The sequence below is a fragment of the Amycolatopsis sp. NPDC024027 genome (assembly GCF_040638975.1).
GTDB lineage: Bacteria > Actinomycetota > Actinomycetes > Mycobacteriales > Pseudonocardiaceae > Amycolatopsis.
Window position 1 is genome coordinate 410,041 of sequence record NZ_JBEZYY010000007.1, and the last position, 14,861, is coordinate 424,901.

Below are 14,861 nucleotides of genomic sequence, written 5' to 3' on the forward strand. Positions count from 1 at the left end.
CGGGGTGGCCTTCACGGCGTTCAGGCCGTCGGCAGGCGGGGAAGGATCGACGTCGCCGCGGTGCGGGCCGCGGCGCACGTGCCGTCGCCCGCCATGCCGGTCGTCTCGACGACGCTGATCTCGGCCAGTTCGCGGCGCCCCGGCAGGCCCGGGGCCGGCTGGGTGGTGTCGACCACGCAGAACGCTTCGGCCAGCCGGACGCGGGCGTCGCGGCCGCCGAGCTGCTCGGCCGGGCCGTCCGGCGCCGCCGTCTCCACCGTCAGCTTCAGGCTCACCTTGCCGCGGATGCAGCTGTGCCCGGACAGCCCGGTCGCCGGCTGGCTGCCGGGACCGGCGGCCGCGTCGAGGCCGTGGTCGTCGAGCAGGGCGCAGGGCGCCACCCGGCCCCACGAGCGCTCCGGGAACGTCAGCCGGCCGACCCGGTGCGCGGTGATCGCGGCCAGCGCCGAACCGACGGCGGCGTCCGCCACACCGCAGCGGGCGGCCTGGTCGCCGGCGTCGTCGGTGACCGAGAGGTCGAGCCGGTTGCCGTCGGCGAAGGTGATCGCGCGGGTGCAGGCGCTGCGGTCGTTGAACATCGACTGCTGGACCGCGACGCCGTCGGGCACCGGCCCGGCGTAGTCGTAGGGCTGGATGTTCGGGTCGGAGTCGAAGGCCAGCGGCCCGACGAGGATCGTGCGCGGGCCGGCGGTGGCGTGGCAGCTCTCGAACGTCGGGACGGCGACCGCGCCGGGCGCCACCGCGGGCACGTTCAGCAGGCTGCAGTAGTCGACGTCGCCGAAGTCCCCGAGCGCGCCGGCGGCGGTCAGCGGCGTGGGCCCGGAATCCCGCTCGGGCGCGGCCTGGGTGGTGGCGCACCCACCGGCGAGGAGGGCACAGAGCATCGCGACGGCCAAGCTTTTCGGACGCGGGTACACGGGGTGCAAGTATCACCACATCGCGCGGAAAAACCAGCCCTGACGGGGACATCTCTCAATATTCTCCGGATCGCTCCGGCCGAACCCGCAGTTCAGGCGGATTTCGGAGCGTGTGAGCGGGTTTCGCCGACGTCCTGAACTATTTTCGGCTTTGCCGTCCCCTAAGGGAGCGATCCATCCCGCGAGCGATGCGGAAGCGGGTACTCGAGTGGTGAAGTGGAGCTATCGAACTTCGAGGAAAAGGAAACGACGATGAGCGCACCGGTCACCCGACGGCTGTCCCGTCCCCGCCACGGTCGCATGATCGGCGGCGTCTGCGCGGGCCTGGCCCAGCGGTACGGCATGAAGACCGGCACCGTGCGGCTGCTGGCCGTGCTGTCCTGCCTGCTGCCCGGGCCGCAGTTCGTGGCCTACCTGATCATGTGGGCGGTCATCCCGTCCGAGTAAGCCGTGGGCGGAAAGCGAAAGCTCGTTAGGCTGCGGTGGTGGTGCAGTGGGGGGAAGAGCGGAAGTCCTGGGACGTCGCGTTCCGCGAACTGGTCGAAGGCGAACCGCTCCTGGGGTTCCTGCACCTGGCCGGCGCGCTGGAGATGAAACCGGGCGAGTGGCTGCCTTCGGCCTCCGACGCCGTGCCCGAAGTGCTGCGGTACGTCGAGGATCGGCAAGCCTCGGAACGCTTCCGGGTGCTCTACGTCGTCGAGATGGTGGCGCGCGCGGCCCGGGCGGCGACCGTGGACGAGCGCTGGCCCGCGGTCTGGGCGGCCGCCGTCCCGCGGCTGGTCGCCCTGTTGGACGACCCGGCCGGTGCGGTCCGGCGGGCCGCCGCCCTCGCGCTGGCGGAGGCACCGGAGCCCGGGACGGTGCTGGACGCCCTGTTCGACCGCTTCGGCCGGGAAGAGGCTGAAGCCGTACGCGCCGGACTCGTGGTCGCGATCGGCGAGCTGGGCGGCGAAAGCGTGCTGCCGTGGCTGGCCGGGCGAACGGCCGACGACGCGCTCGCCGTCGCGGCCTGGGTGTCGATCGCCCGGAGCGGCGGCGAAGTCCCGCTGGACCGGCTCGTCGACGCGTTGTGCGGCGATCTGACCCCCTACGAAGGCCTGCACGGCATCGACGGCTCGTCGGACCTCCTGCGGTGGGCGGTCGAACCCCTGGCCCCGGAGCAGCTGGCGGAGGTGCTGCTCGCGCTGACGGCGAACCCGGCGTTCAGCACCGCGGTGCTGAACGCCGCCGGCGAGCTCGCCGGCGACCGGCCGCCGATGGCCGAAGCGCTCGTTCCGGTGTTCGGCCGGTTGCTGGAGACGTCCGAGCGGGGCTGGGCCGCTGCCCGGCTCGCGGACCTCGCCCCGGCTTCGGCCGGGTACGCCGATCGGTTGTCCGAGCTGATCGAGGCCGAACCACCCCTTTGGAGCTCGGGATGGGGCCCGGCGCAGCCGGGCCAGGTGCCGATCCTGCGCGATCTCTTCGGGCACGCGCCGGAGTTCGCCGACGAGGTGCTGCCCTGGGTCGATGATCTCCTGCAGCAGCGCGGCTCGATGGTCGTCCTACAGGTGACGCGACTGCTGACCGACTGGGGTCCGGCGGCCGCCCCGGCGGCGCGGGACCTGGTGCCGGAGCTCGGCTCGGAAGATCCGCGGGTCGTGGAGTGGAGCGCCGATTGCCTCGCGGTGCTGGGCGTGGCCGACAAGCAGGTGCTGGACGCGCTCGCCGAGGCGGCCCACCGCAGGGAGCTGCCATGGGCCGCCCGCAGTGCCGCCGCGACCGCGTTCGCCGTCCTCGGGGGTGACCAAGCGGCCGCCGACGAACTCTTGGCGGAGGGGCTCGCCCGGGGTGAACGAGCCGCGGTCGAGCGGCTCGCCGCCCTGGGCCCGGCCGCGGCGCAGCACGTCCCGGCTCTGCGCGCGTTCGACCGCACCCGGCCGACGGACGAGGTGGCTGTCGCCCGCGCGCTGGCCTGGCTCACCGGCGACGCCGCGGAGGCGGTGCCGGTGTTGCTCGGCGTGCTCGCCGAGATGAAGCCGAAGCAGGCCTACGAGGCCGAGGGAGCGGCGGTACGGGGGCTGTTGGAGCTGGGGCCGTTGCCCGCGGAGGCGGCGCCGGTCCTGCGCCGGATCCTGGCCACGGACGAGCGGCTGACCTTGTGGGGCGACCTCCCCCGGGAGCAGGCGTTCCGCCGGGACGTCGCCCGGGCGCTGGCGAACTGCGCCTGAGTCAGGGGCGCCAGCAGGACATCGCTTCGTCGACCTCGAGCTCGGTGAGCGGCGGGTGGGGCAGCACCGACGGCTTGCCGGGCTCGGCGCGGAGCCCGTCGAGCAGCATGGCGAGGGAACGCCGCCAGAGGCCCGGGTCCACCGCGCACGTGAACTCCACCACCGAACCGACCATCATGTGCACCATCGCCATGTCCGAAGGGGCGAAGTCCGGCCTCAGCCCGCCGGCCGCTTGGGCCCGCTCGATGAGCTGTGTGATCAACGGCACCATGCGGGCCTTCTTTTCGGCGACGTGCTCGTGGCCGAACTTGTTGGACAGCATGATCTCGCGCAGCCCGCGGTCGGCGGAGTGCAGCTCGGCCGCCTTCCACGTGAAGTCGACGAACGCTTGCCACGCGTCATCGGCCTTCAGCGACTCCACGGCGAGGTCGCCGATTTCCTCCATCCGCTCGGCGAACATCGCTTCGACCAGGTGTTCCTTGCTGGGGAAGCGGCGGTAGACCGTGCCGACGCCGAGGCCGGCGTGGTGCGCGATGTCGTCCAGCGTGGCTTCGAGCCCGCGCCGGCCGAACACTTCGCGGGCCGACGCCAGGATGCGACGGCGGTTGAGTTCAGCGTCACGCCGCAGCGGCCGCGCCGGTGCGGCGGGACCAGCGTCCCGTGCCATGCACCCAGTCTAACCCGAGAAGTAGAGGCGCCCTCTCCGGTTCTTGTGTACCTTGGGCCGAGTAAGGGGAGATACCTACTCCACATAGTCTTTTGATCACTTTCTGTGAGGACACTCCATGCCCGAGTCCACACTTGCCGTCGCGCCGTCGGGGGACACGCGCGCCGGCGAAAACCCGCACCACGCCAGACGCTGGCTGATCCTGGTGATAATCGGCATCGCGCAGCTGATGGTCGTGCTGGACGCGACCGTCGTGAACATCGCGCTGCCCTCGGCCCAGCTCGACCTGGGCTTCTCCAACGACGCCCGGCAGTGGGTCGTCACGGCCTACGCGCTCGCGTTCGGCAGCCTGCTGCTGCTCGGCGGCCGGCTCGCCGACCTCTTCGGCCGCAAGAACACCCTCCTCGTCGGCCTGGCCGGCTTCGCCGCGGTGTCCGCGCTCGGCGGCTTCGCGACCAACATCGAGATGCTGCTGGTCGCCCGAGCGGCACAGGGCGTGTTCGGCGCGCTGCTCGCGCCCGCCACGCTTTCGCTGCTGACCACGACGTTCACCGACCCGAAGGAACGCGGCCGCGCGTTCGGCGTGTTCGGTGCCATCGGCGGTGGCGGCGCGGCGGTCGGGCTGCTGCTCGGCGGCGTGCTCACCGAGTACCTCGACTGGCGCTGGTGCATGTTCGTCAACATCATCTTCGCCGTCGTCGCGTTCGCCGGCAGCTCGGCGCTGCTGCGCAACCAGCGGGACGCGGGGCCGCGGCCGAAGCTCGACCTGCCGGGCACGGTGACGGCGTCGGCCGGCCTGTTCGCCCTGGTCTACGGCTTCGCCAACGCCGAGTCGGACTCGTGGTCGTCGGTGTCGGTCTGGGGCTTCCTGGTCGCGGGGGTGGCGCTGCTGGGCGTGTTCGTCTGGCTGCAGCAGCGCGTCGCGCACCCGCTGCTGCCGCTGCGCGTGCTGCTCGACCGGGACCGCGGCGGCTCGTACCTGGCGATGTTCCTGCTCGCCATCGGGATGTTCGCGATCTTCCTGTTCCTGACGTTCTACGTGCAGCAGAACCTGCAGTTCACGCCGATCCAGAGCGGCCTCGGGTTCCTGCCGATGGTGGCGACCCTGATGCTGGCCGCCACCTCGGCGACGGCCGTGCTGCTGCCGCGGTTCGGCCCCCGGCCGCTGGTGCCGACCGGCATGGCGATCGCCGCCGGCGGCCTCTTCTGGCTGAGCGGGATCGGCCTGGACAGCACGTACGCGTCCGGTGTCCTGGGCCCGCTGCTGGTGATGGGCTTGGGCATCGGGCTGGCGATGGCGCCGGCGATGAGCGTCGCGACGTTCGGCGTCGAGGCCCACGACGCGGGCGTCGCGTCGGCCGCGGTGAACACGATGCAGCAGGTCGGCGGTTCGATCGGCACGGCGCTGCTGAGCACGCTGGCCGGCAACGCGGCCGCGGCCTACATCGAGGGCAAGACCCCGACGCCGCAGCTGGCGGCCGAGGCGTCGATCGAGAGCTACACGACGGCGTTCACCTGGGCCGCGGTGATCTACGTGGTGGGTGCGGTGCTCAGCGGCCTGCTGCTGCGCCCGGGCGTCCCGAAGGGCGAAGCGGCGCCGGGCGCCGTGCACATGTAGTTCCTCCCGTCGAACGGGCCTCCCTCCGGGGAGGCCCGTTCACGTCGCCAGGCCGTGGCGGTAGGCGTAGACGACGGCCTGGACGCGGTCGCGCAGGTCCAGCTTGGTGAGGATGCGCGACACGAACGTCTTGACGGTTTCCTGGCTGATCACGAGCCGCACGGCGATTTCGCTGTTGGAGAGGCCCTCGGCGAGCAGGCGCAGGACCTCCAGCTCGCGCGGCGTCAGCGGGACCTCCGGTGCGGCACCCGGCGCCGGCCGGATCCGGGCGGCGTGCCGGCCCACGAGCCGGCGCGTCACCTCCGGGTCCAGCAGCGCCGCGCCCGTGGCCACGGTCCGGATCCCGTGCAGCAGCCGGTCCGGCGGCGCGTCCTTGAGCAGGAACCCGCTGGCGCCCGCGCGCAGCGCTTCGTAGACGTACTCGTCGAGGTTGAACGTCGTCAGCACGAGCACCTTGACCGGGTGCGGCACGCCGGCCCCGGCCAGCAGGCGGGTGGCCTCGATGCCGTCGAGCACCGGCATCCGCACGTCCATCACGACGACGTCCGGGTGCAGCCGGCCGGCGAGGTCGACCGCGGCCCGGCCGTCGCCGCACTCGCCGACCACCTCGAAGCCGGGCTGGGCGCCGATGATCGTCACCAGCCCGGTGCGGATCAGCATCTGGTCGTCGCAGACGAGGACCCGCAGCGGCGCGCTCATGCCGGGTTCCCGGTGGGGATCCGGGCGCACACGGTGAAACCGGCGCCGTCGCGGCCCGCGCTGAAGTCGCCGCCCAGGACGCCGACCCGTTCCCGGAGCCCGGCGAGACCGCGGCCACTCCCGCCCGGCGACGTGCTCCCGGAACCGGCCGTGCTGACCGCCACGGCGATTTCGCGTTCGCCGTGGTGCACCTCGACCGAGGTGTGGCTGCCGCGGGCGTGCTTGAGCGCGTTGGTCAGGGCTTCCTGCACGACCCGGTAGGCCACCAGGTCGGCGCTGCCGGCGGACTCCGCGGGCGTGCCCTCTTCGGTGAACTCCACCGGCTGCCCGGCCTGGCGGGCCTGCTCGACGAGGGCGAGCAGGCCGCCTTCGGCCGGTGCCTTGGCCTCGTGGTCGGGGTTGAGCAGGTCGAGCAGGTGCCGCAGGTCGGTGATGGCCCGCCGGCCGGTGTCGGTAATCGCCGTCAGGGTCCGGTCGAGCAGGTCCGGTGCGGCGGTCAGGTACCGGGCCGCCTCGGCCTGCACGACCATCGCCGTCACGTGGTGGGTGACGACGTCGTGGAGCTCACGGGCGATGCGGGTGCGTTCCGCGGCGAGCGTGTCCTCGGCGACGCGGCGGCGGCGGTCCGCTTCCGCCGCGCGGGTGGAACGCAGCCACGCGCCGATGCCCCACGCGAACACCAGCAGCAGGAAGAACGTCACGAACTCCGACGGCGGTTCCGTACCGACGCGGGAGAGGGCGATCGCCAACGCCACGTACGCCGCGGAGAAGAGGAGTGCGGTGGTGCGCCGGAGCTGTCGCAGGTGGGCTCCGGCGCTCACCAGCGCGACGGCCAGGGCGGTGCCCGCGACCGAGTGGTAGCCGCGGAGCTGGTCGACGGCGAAGCCGAGCGCCACCAGCGTCAGGCACAGGGCCGGCCATCGGCGCCGCACGGCGAGCGGAAGGCTTTCGAGGGCGACCACCACGACGGCCAGCGCGTCGAAGGGACGTTCCGGCACGCCGCCGAGCTGCGTCCCGTGGCTCTGCAGCACCGGCAGGAACGCCGACGCCAGGAACAGCAGGCCGAGCGGGAGATCGCGGAGCACGGGGTCCAGCCGGCGCCAGCGTGCCAGGAACCGCCGGTGATCGATCACGGGGCGAGTGTAGTGACGGTGTCGACCCGCTCGGCGCGCTTGCGGCGGGGGATCAGGTTGCCGCGCCGGCGAGCAAGCCACAGGAACGCGGTCGTCGCCAGGACGCAGAACAGTACCGAGTACAGGCTGCCTTCCGGACCGAAGGCGCCGCCGGTGATGATCGACGGCCCCGACGTCGCCGCGTCCAGCAGTCCTTGCGGGGTGCCGTTGCCGGAAACCACGGTGCCGAAGATCCCGGCCCCGGCGAAGTTCCAGCCGAAGTGCAGGCCGATCGGCAGCCACAGCTTGCGCGTCGCGACATACGCGGCGGTCAGCAGGCCACCGGCCTCGATCGCGATGGCGATGGCTCCCCACAGGGTCGCGTCGGGGTTGAACAGGTGCGAAAGGCCGAACAGCACCCCGGTCAGCACCAGGGCGATCCCGGTGCCGGTGCGTTCCTCGACGATCCGGAACAGGACGCCGCGGAACAGCAGTTCCTCCGTCACCGCGGCGGCGGCCATGAAGCCGACGAGGCCCGCCGCGCCCGCCACGGTGCCCCAGCCGCGGACCTCGTAGTCGCCGAGGAGGGCGATGTTCGCGATGACCGCTCCGAAGAGCGCGATCCCGATCAGCACCCCGCGACCGGCCGCGAGCCCGGCACCCGGCCGATCGAGTTCGACGACCGGCCGGTGCTCGGTCCGCCGCACCACCCACCGGTAGACGGCGACCCCGGCCACGGCGGTCAGGACACCGATGACCAAGGTGAGCCAGGGATTCCCGCCCACCACGGCGACACCTTGACTGCCGATGAACGCGACCGCCGCAACGGCCAGCAGCTGCCAGACGACCCTCATGAGAACCCCTTCGCCGAATCCGCGGCCGATGTGCCGCGGCTGTGCTGAACGCTAGGGAGCCGGCGGCCGGGAATCGTCCCCATCGGGTGGGCACCTGCGCGTAGCTCGCACGGGGGACGCTTGAACCTTTCCGGCCCTTCGCGCACTAGTAAGGGGGGAGAAGGAGGGTGGGGTGCCGAGAGACCTCGAGTTCAGCGAGTACTTCGCCGCGCGGGTCCAGCGGTTCCGCCGCGTGGCGTTCGCGCTCTGCGGGGACTGGCACGCGGCCGAGGACCTGGTCCAGGCGATGTTCGTCCAGCTGTACCGGCGCTGGCGCCGGATCCGGCCGGGCACGGTCGACGCCTACGCGCGCCGCATCCTGCTGAACCTGTTCCTCGCCGGGCGGCGGGTTTCCGGGCGCGAGTACGTGACCTCGTCGGTGCCGGAGCGGGAGTCGCCATCGGGCCGGGACACGTCGTTGCGTCTCGACGTGGAGCGGGCGCTGGCCGGGCTGACGCCCCGGCAGCGGGCGATGGTGGTGTTGCGGTTCCTCGAAGACCTCCCGGTGAGCGAGGTCGCGACGCTGCTGGGGATCGCGGAAGGAACGGTCAAGTCCCAGACGGCCCGCGGGGTCGAAGCCTTGCGCGCGGTCCTGCCGTCGCAGACCGGAGAGGAGTGGTGATGGAAGAGGTCCGGTCGTTGCTCACGGCGTACGTGACCGAGGACGAGCCCCCGATCGGCCTGTCCGGTGCCGCGGTGCTCGCCGCGGCCCGCCGGTCCCGCCGGCAGCACCTGCTCACGGCGGCGGTGGCCGTGGCCGTCATCGTGCTGGCACTGGGGCTGGCGGTGGTGGTGCTGCCGCACCGGGGCGACGTCGCGAACGCGCCCTGCCCGACGGCCTCGGACACGCGCGCGGCCCTGGTCGATCGGCTGAGCTGCGCGGTGGGGCGCGCGGTGCGCTCGCTGCTGCCGCCCGACGCGCAGATCACGCGGCTGACGCTCCCGGGGGAGACCCCGCCGGCGGACCCGTTCCGCCTGATCGCCGACCCGGCCGGGGACGCGCCCCGGGACGCGTTGTTCCACATGGGAGTCCGGGTGACCGACTCACGCGGTTCCGGATCGGTGTACCTCTTGATCGTGCCCAGCCCCAACTCGGGCGGCCCGCCGTGCGAGGAACCGGAGGAGATCCTCTGCCGCACGGAACCGACCCCGCAGGGCTTGCTGTGGCTGTCGACGCTCAGTTCCGGCGACATCCTGACCCACCGCGTGGCACTGGCCACGCCGGAAGCGGTGGTGCAGTTCCGGTCGAACAACAGCGGAGTCCTGGAGCGTGCCGGCGTTCGGTTGCCGAAGCAGCGCCCGGAGCCGACGCTGACGCTCGACCAGGTGCGGCGCTTGGCGTTGACGCCGGGGTTGGGTTTCTGAGCCGGGTGCGGGTAATACCGGCGGGTGTGCGGTCGACTTCGCAGTCGTGCCCGACGACAACGCCCGGGCCGAGCCGGCCGGCGGTTCGGCCGGAAGTTCGTCGACCGCTCCCGCGAACGTGATGCCGGCATCGATGTTCACCCCGAACGACCTTCCGGCTAGTGCTCCCGCGACCGCAGCTTCTCGATCACGTCGTCGTCCCAGCGGTGGGTCCGGATCAGCCGGTACCGCTCCGCCGCCACCCACATGTACGCCTCGGCGTCCGTCCGGTCGCCGATCAGGGCCGCCTGGCGCAGCATTCCCACCACCGGGACGAACTCCTCCTCGAACCAGCGCTGCGCCACGCTCGGCCGGTCGCTGAACTTGCCCTCGTCCTGCATCAGCCGGAAGCCCCAGGCCTCCACGTGCTCGCCCAGCTTCGCGTAGTCCCACGGGTCCGACACGATCACCGACGCGCGCGCGTGGCCGGTCAGGGGGACGCGCTCCAGGAACAGCCTCCGGTAGTCCTTGACGATCAGGTCACCGCGGTGGCGGATGCCGCCCGGGTCCAGTTTGGTGCGGACCACCGTCACCATGGCCTCTATTGTGGACAGTCCCTGCGCGAGCGCGACCGACACGCGGTGGTGGCCGTCGATGATGAAGTGCAGTTCGCCGACGCGGTAGACCTCGATCGGCGGGATCTCCTCGCCGCGGCGGGCGGCCAGGGCCAGGCGTTCCCAGCGCTCGCGGACGCGGGCCGACGTCGGGCGGAAGCGGCGGTCGAAGTCGCGGCTGCGGTCGACCGTGCCGACGATCGACTCCAGCTTGATCACCCGCAGCCCGATCCGGTGCTCGCCGAGGTAGCCGAGCGCCTCCACCACCTCGTGGAACGGCAGCATGATGTTGACGTCGTCGGGCTCGCGGCGCAGCCACGTCGAAAGCCGCGAGAGCACCTGGCCCCGGCGCGCGCGGAGGAAGTCGTTCTCCGCGTCGGCGCGGGGGAATCCCGTCTCTTTCATGAGAACTCCATGATCCGGTGGCCCACCACGTTGCGGATCCGGGTCGTGCCGACGACCCGGTCCGGCACCGGCTCGCCGTGGGGGTGGATGTGCCCGTGCAGCAGCCACTTCGGGCGCAGCGCCGCGATCGTGGAGTGCAGGCACTTGAACCCGCGGTGCGGCGGGTCCGGGCGGTCGCCCAGGTCCAGCGGCGGCGAGTGGGTCAGCAGGACGTCGACGTCCCGCCCGTCGCGCCACCGCCGGAGCCGGGCGCGCCGGACCAGGCCGCGGGCTCGCCGCGCCTGCTGGCGCTGCGTCCACTGGTTCGGCCCGTCGTTGTAGCGGATCGAGCCGCCGAGCCCGGCGAACCGCAGCCCGGCGACGTCGACGAGCCGGCCGTCGGCGTTGATGCCGCCCGCCGGGCCGGGCCACACCGTGGGGAAACCGTCCTTCATGGACAGCCCGCCGTAGCGGGTGTAGCCGCTCAGGTCCGGGTCGTGGTTGCCGGGCACGAACACGCACGGCACGTCGAGCGCGCTCGCCAGGAACGCCAGGTAGTCGTAGGGCAGGTCGCCGGCGGCGATGACCAGGTCGACGGAGACGGTGCGGACCGCGTCGGTCCACAACCGCTCGTCGACCTCGTCGGAGACGACCAGCGCTTTCGGCATGGACCCAGGGTACGACCCCGGGACGTCACTTCATGCCGTGCGCGAACCCCGGGTCGGCGACGATGACGAAAGTGATGACGAAGATCCAGACGAGGCTGAGCGCGAGCGCCCAGAACTTCAAGTTGGACAGCATGCGAGGCATCACGAATTCTCCGAATACGGTGGGGAAAGAAAGGGGGACCTAGAGCCAGCCGTTCTTCCGGAATATTCGGTACAGCAACAGGCAGATCGCCAGGATCACGGTGATGACCAGCGGGTACCCGAACTTCCAGTGCAGCTCGGGCAGGTAGTCGAAGTTCATCCCGTAGATGCCCGCGATCATCGTCGGCACGGTGATGATCGCCGCCCACGACGTGATTTTGCGCATATCGGTGTTCTGCTGCAGCGAAATCTTCGCGACGGTCGCGTCGACCAGGGTGGACAGCAGTTCGTCGAACGCCGCGACCCGCTCGGACACGGTCGTGAGGTGGTCGGCGACGTCGCGGAAGTACGAGCGGACGTCGTCCGGCACCAGCCGCGTGTAGCCCTCGGCCAGGCGCTGGATCGGCGTGGCCAGCGGCATCACCGCCCGGCGCAGCTCGAGGACCTCCCGCTTCATCAGGTAGATCTGCTCGGCGCTGACCTGCGAGCGGGGCGCGAAGACCTGCGCCTCCATGACGTCGATGTCGTTCTCGATCCGGCCCGTGACGTCGAGGTAGTGGTCGACGACGTGGTCGGTGATCGCGTGCACGACCGCGGACGGGCCCAGCTGCAGCCGCTCCGGGTCCTCGTCCAGTTCGCGGCGCAGCCGCGCCAGCCCCGAGTGGTTCCCGTGCCGCACGGTGATCACGAAGTCGCGGCCGAGGAACACCATCAGCTCGCCGGTCTCGACGATCTCGTTCGCCGTCGTCGGCGACTCGTGCTCGACGTACCGCACGGTCTTGACCACCAGGAACAGCGTGTCGTCGTAGCGCTCCAGCTTCGGCCGCTGGTGCGCTTCGAGCGCGTCCTCGACCGCCAGCTCGTGCAGGCCGAACGTGTCCGCGACGCCCTGGATCTGCTGGGCGTCCGGCTCGTGCAGGCCGATCCAGACGAACCCCTCGTGCCGCTTCCGGACCTCCTTGATCGCCTCGGAGTGGGTCCAGCGGCCGGGCAGGCGCTCACCGCCGACGTACACCGCGCAATCGACGACGTACGCGGACAGCGGCACCGGAATCGGGCGGACCGGGCCGGCGCTCTTGTTGCCGCGGCCGCGAAGGCCGCCGAGCGAGGGAATGGCAGGCATGGGATCTCCTGGTGTCGTGCGTGGTCGTGCGAGACGACGGACCAGGGGCGGGAAACGCGTCCGCCCGGCGACACACCAGCGTTCCCGGGGGAGAGAAGGCCTACCGGGAGATGAGCCGGCCGGCCGGTGAGGTGGGAACGCTGGGACTACTAGGGAGCGGACTATCGCCACTACTCATCGAGTTCCTCACCTCCTTCGGTCGGCGGCAACAGTGGTGGGGCTCGCGTTGACGCGCGAACACCGATGGTTGAGGGTACTCCTCACTACGGATGCGTGTCGTACCAGCCTCACGCGGTGTTACTCGGAACGGGAGAGAACGAGTGCAGTTCGGTCGGTACTACGAGGAGTTCGAGGTCGGTGCGGTCTACAAGCACTGGCCGGGCAAAACGGTCACCGAATACGACGACCACCTGTTCTGCCTGATCACCATGAACCACCACCCGCTGCACCTCGACGCGCACTACGCGGAAGAGACGACCGACTTCGGGAAGAACGTCGTGGTCGGCAACTACGTCTACTCGCTGCTGCTGGGGATGTCGGTGCCCGACGTCTCCGGCAAGGCCATCGCGAACCTCGAGGTCGAGTCGCTCAAGCACGTCAAGCCGACCTTCCACGGCGACACGATCTACGGCGAGACCGAAGTGCTCGACAAGACGCCGTCGAAGTCCAAGGACGACCGTGGCGTCGTGTACGTCGAGACGCGCGGTTACAAGCAGGACGGCCTGATCGTGTGCACTTTCCGGCGGAAGGTGATGGTGCCGAAGCGCTCGTACGGGGAGACTCGGGGCGGGGAGCAGCCGGGCCGGCCGGTGCCGCACGAATGAGGCTCTGATGGACCTGGACGGGATCAAGGGGATACTCCGCACGTTCGCGGAAGTCGAGGCCCGCGGGGTCTCACCGCTGTACGAACACCTGGCGCTGCAGGCCGCCGCGGACGACGACGTCGCCGGGCTGCTGTCGGTCGCGCGCGACGGGGAGGTGCGCGGGACGCTGCTGATGGCGGTCGCGCACCGGCTCGTGCAGGCCGACCCCATCCACCCGCTCTCGCGCTACTACCCGTCGCTGGGCGGCTTCGACGGCGTCGACTCGGAGACCTGGCCGCTGTTCCGGTCATTCCTGCTGGAGCGGGCCGAGAAGGCCCGGGCGCTGATTTCGGCGCGCTACACCCAGACCAACGAGGTTCGCCGGGCGGCGCTGCTGTACCCGGGCGTGGCGCGGGCGGCGAAGGAAGCGGGCGGGAAGGTTTCGCTGCTGGAGGTCGGCTGCAGCGCGGGCTTGCTGCTGGGCCTGGACCGGTTCGGCTACCGCTACCAGTGCGACGGCGGCGACCAGCTGACGGCGGGGCCGGCCAAGGCGGCGGTCGGGTTGCACTGCGCGCTCGACCTGGCGCCGGGTGCGGTGGTGCCGAAGCTGCCGAAGAAGCTGGCGCTGCTCGACCGGGCGGGCCTCGACCGGGCCCCGGTGGACCTCTCGGACGAGGACGAGCTGGCGTGGCTCGAGGCGTGCGTCTGGGCGGACCAGCCGGACCGCATCAGGCTGTTGCGCACGGCGGCGGCCGAGCAGGCGAAGCACCGGCCGCGGTTGATCACCGGGGACGGGGTCGGCGATCTCGCCTCGGCGGCGGCTTCGCTGGACGGGCCGCTGGTGGTGCTGACGAGCCACGCCCTGGGGTACTTCACGGCCGAGAAGCGGGCGGCGTTCGTCTCGGCGTTGGCCGAGCTGGCGTCCTCGCGGCCGGTGTGGTGGGTCTCGGAGGAGTTCTACGGGGCCGGGCTGGAGCTCGTGCTGCCGGGCCGCGACGAGCTTTCGGGCGCGGACGGGCTCGCGACGCTGGGCGTGGTGCGGTGGGAGGACGGGAAGGCCGAGGCGCACGCCTTGGCGCGGACCGCGCCGCACGGGCAGCGGATGACCTGGCTGCCGCTGTAGTCAGGCGGCCGGGAGCGCATTCCAGTCGCGGAGGGTGACGTAGAGGAGGTCGACGAGCTCCCCGGCGGCCTCCAACGCGGCAAGGTCTGCCGCATCGGACCAACGTGCCTCCGATGCGTCGTCACCGGCCGTGAGAACCCCGCCCTCGACCTCGCAGGCGTAGTCGAAGATCTCGTACGGCCCCCGCCGCACCGTGCCGACCAGTGTGCCGGGAATCACGTCCAGCCCGGTCTCCTCGGAAAGCTCCCGGATCACGGCCTCTTTGTCCGTTTCGCCCGGTTCGACCCGGCCGCCCGGCAGTGACCATTGCCCCGAACCGGGGTTGTTCAAGCGCCGGATGAGCAACAACCGGCCCTGCGGGTCGAACGCGACCCCGCCGACGCAGCGGATTGTGGTGCGGGGGAGGCTCTCCATGTCCCGAAGGGTAGACGTGACCGAGTTGAAAACCGATGTCCTGTACACGGAGAGTAGCCATACGGTACACTTCGGACCGCGTGCTGACCCAAGCGCGGGACTTTCCTCCCCTGCGCCTGTCCAGTGCGGTACAA

16 protein-coding genes are annotated in these 14,861 nt (G+C 71.5%); 7 read left to right on the forward strand and 9 right to left on the reverse strand.

All coding sequences use genetic code 11. From position 1 onward, the window contains the following. Positions 1-20: 20 nt before the first annotated feature. Entirely contained in the window at positions 21-884 is an 864-nt protein-coding gene (locus AB0F52_RS20735; protein ID WP_360173106.1) for a hypothetical protein, read from the reverse strand. Positions 885-1,169: 285 nt separating this feature from the next. Between AB0F52_RS20735 and AB0F52_RS20740 the strand changes: the two genes are divergently transcribed. Further along, positions 1,170-1,364, forward strand: a complete 195-nt coding sequence (locus tag AB0F52_RS20740) for a PspC domain-containing protein (protein WP_093948666.1) — start codon at positions 1,170-1,172, stop codon at positions 1,362-1,364. A gap of 38 nt (positions 1,365-1,402) precedes the next feature. Then, the gene (locus AB0F52_RS20745) at positions 1,403-3,124 is read left to right on the forward strand and encodes a HEAT repeat domain-containing protein (RefSeq protein ID WP_360173110.1); all 1,722 of its coding nucleotides are present in this window, start codon (positions 1,403-1,405) and stop codon (positions 3,122-3,124) included. 1 nt (position 3,125) lies between these two features. Here the strand turns inward: AB0F52_RS20745 and AB0F52_RS20750 are convergent, their stop codons facing one another. Then, a complete protein-coding gene (locus tag AB0F52_RS20750; protein ID WP_360173113.1) occupies positions 3,126-3,791 on the reverse strand; it encodes a TetR/AcrR family transcriptional regulator in 666 nt (221 codons plus the stop codon). 118 nt (positions 3,792-3,909) lie between these two features. Here AB0F52_RS20750 and AB0F52_RS20755 point away from each other — a divergent pair, with 118 nt between their 5' ends. Continuing rightward, on the forward strand, positions 3,910-5,409 hold the full coding sequence (locus AB0F52_RS20755; RefSeq protein WP_360173116.1) for an MFS transporter: 1,500 nt from the start codon (positions 3,910-3,912) through the stop codon (positions 5,407-5,409). 39 nt (positions 5,410-5,448) lie between these two features. Here AB0F52_RS20755 and AB0F52_RS20760 read toward each other — a convergent pair whose 3' ends face one another. Genes AB0F52_RS20760 through AB0F52_RS20770 form a run of 3 tightly spaced genes read right to left on the reverse strand, consistent with a single transcriptional unit; the run spans position 5,449 to position 8,074 of the window. Further along, a complete protein-coding gene (locus tag AB0F52_RS20760; RefSeq protein ID WP_360173119.1) occupies positions 5,449-6,108 on the reverse strand; it encodes a response regulator transcription factor in 660 nt (219 codons plus the stop codon). Next, positions 6,105-7,241 (reverse strand): histidine kinase, encoded by a 1,137-nt coding sequence (locus AB0F52_RS20765; RefSeq protein WP_360173122.1) that lies wholly within the window; start codon positions 7,239-7,241, stop codon positions 6,105-6,107. The genes AB0F52_RS20760 and AB0F52_RS20765 overlap by 4 nt, the downstream gene beginning before the upstream one ends. After that, positions 7,238-8,074, reverse strand: coding sequence for a type II CAAX endopeptidase family protein (locus AB0F52_RS20770; protein ID WP_360173125.1), 837 nt, complete (start codon positions 8,072-8,074; stop codon positions 7,238-7,240). The genes AB0F52_RS20765 and AB0F52_RS20770 overlap by 4 nt, the downstream gene beginning before the upstream one ends. 172 nt (positions 8,075-8,246) lie before the next feature. Here AB0F52_RS20770 and AB0F52_RS20775 point away from each other — a divergent pair, with 172 nt between their 5' ends. Both AB0F52_RS20775 and AB0F52_RS20780 read left to right on the forward strand, forming a co-directional pair. Then, complete coding sequence (locus tag AB0F52_RS20775; protein WP_360173128.1) at positions 8,247-8,735, forward strand: SigE family RNA polymerase sigma factor; 489 nt, start codon at positions 8,247-8,249, stop codon at positions 8,733-8,735. After that, on the forward strand, positions 8,735-9,478 hold the full coding sequence (locus AB0F52_RS20780) for a hypothetical protein (RefSeq protein WP_360173131.1): 744 nt from the start codon (positions 8,735-8,737) through the stop codon (positions 9,476-9,478). The genes AB0F52_RS20775 and AB0F52_RS20780 overlap by 1 nt, the downstream gene beginning before the upstream one ends. 158 nt (positions 9,479-9,636) lie before the next feature. Here the strand turns inward: AB0F52_RS20780 and AB0F52_RS20785 are convergent, their stop codons facing one another. The 3 genes from AB0F52_RS20785 to corA all read right to left on the reverse strand — a co-directional run bounded on the left by AB0F52_RS20785 (position 9,637) and on the right by corA (position 12,387). Further along, entirely contained in the window at positions 9,637-10,476 is an 840-nt protein-coding gene (locus AB0F52_RS20785) for a chromosome partitioning protein ParB (protein ID WP_360173133.1), read from the reverse strand. Next, positions 10,473-11,123 (reverse strand): metallophosphoesterase, encoded by a 651-nt coding sequence (locus tag AB0F52_RS20790; protein WP_360173136.1) that lies wholly within the window; start codon positions 11,121-11,123, stop codon positions 10,473-10,475. The genes AB0F52_RS20785 and AB0F52_RS20790 overlap by 4 nt, the downstream gene beginning before the upstream one ends. A 181-nt stretch (positions 11,124-11,304) precedes the next feature. Further along, positions 11,305-12,387: a magnesium/cobalt transporter CorA gene (gene corA / locus AB0F52_RS20795; RefSeq protein ID WP_103336635.1), complete on the reverse strand. Its 1,083-nt coding sequence runs from the start codon at positions 12,385-12,387 to the stop codon at positions 11,305-11,307. Between the two features lie 320 nt (positions 12,388-12,707). Here corA and AB0F52_RS20800 point away from each other — a divergent pair, with 320 nt between their 5' ends. After that, positions 12,708-13,211 (forward strand): MaoC family dehydratase, encoded by a 504-nt coding sequence (locus AB0F52_RS20800; protein WP_013223004.1) that lies wholly within the window; start codon positions 12,708-12,710, stop codon positions 13,209-13,211. Between the two features lie 7 nt (positions 13,212-13,218). After that, entirely contained in the window at positions 13,219-14,313 is a 1,095-nt protein-coding gene (locus tag AB0F52_RS20805; RefSeq protein ID WP_360173140.1) for a DUF2332 domain-containing protein, read from the forward strand. Here the strand turns inward: AB0F52_RS20805 and AB0F52_RS20810 are convergent, their stop codons facing one another. Next, positions 14,314-14,727 (reverse strand): NUDIX domain-containing protein, encoded by a 414-nt coding sequence (locus tag AB0F52_RS20810; protein WP_360173143.1) that lies wholly within the window; start codon positions 14,725-14,727, stop codon positions 14,314-14,316. Positions 14,728-14,861 lie beyond the last annotated feature (134 nt).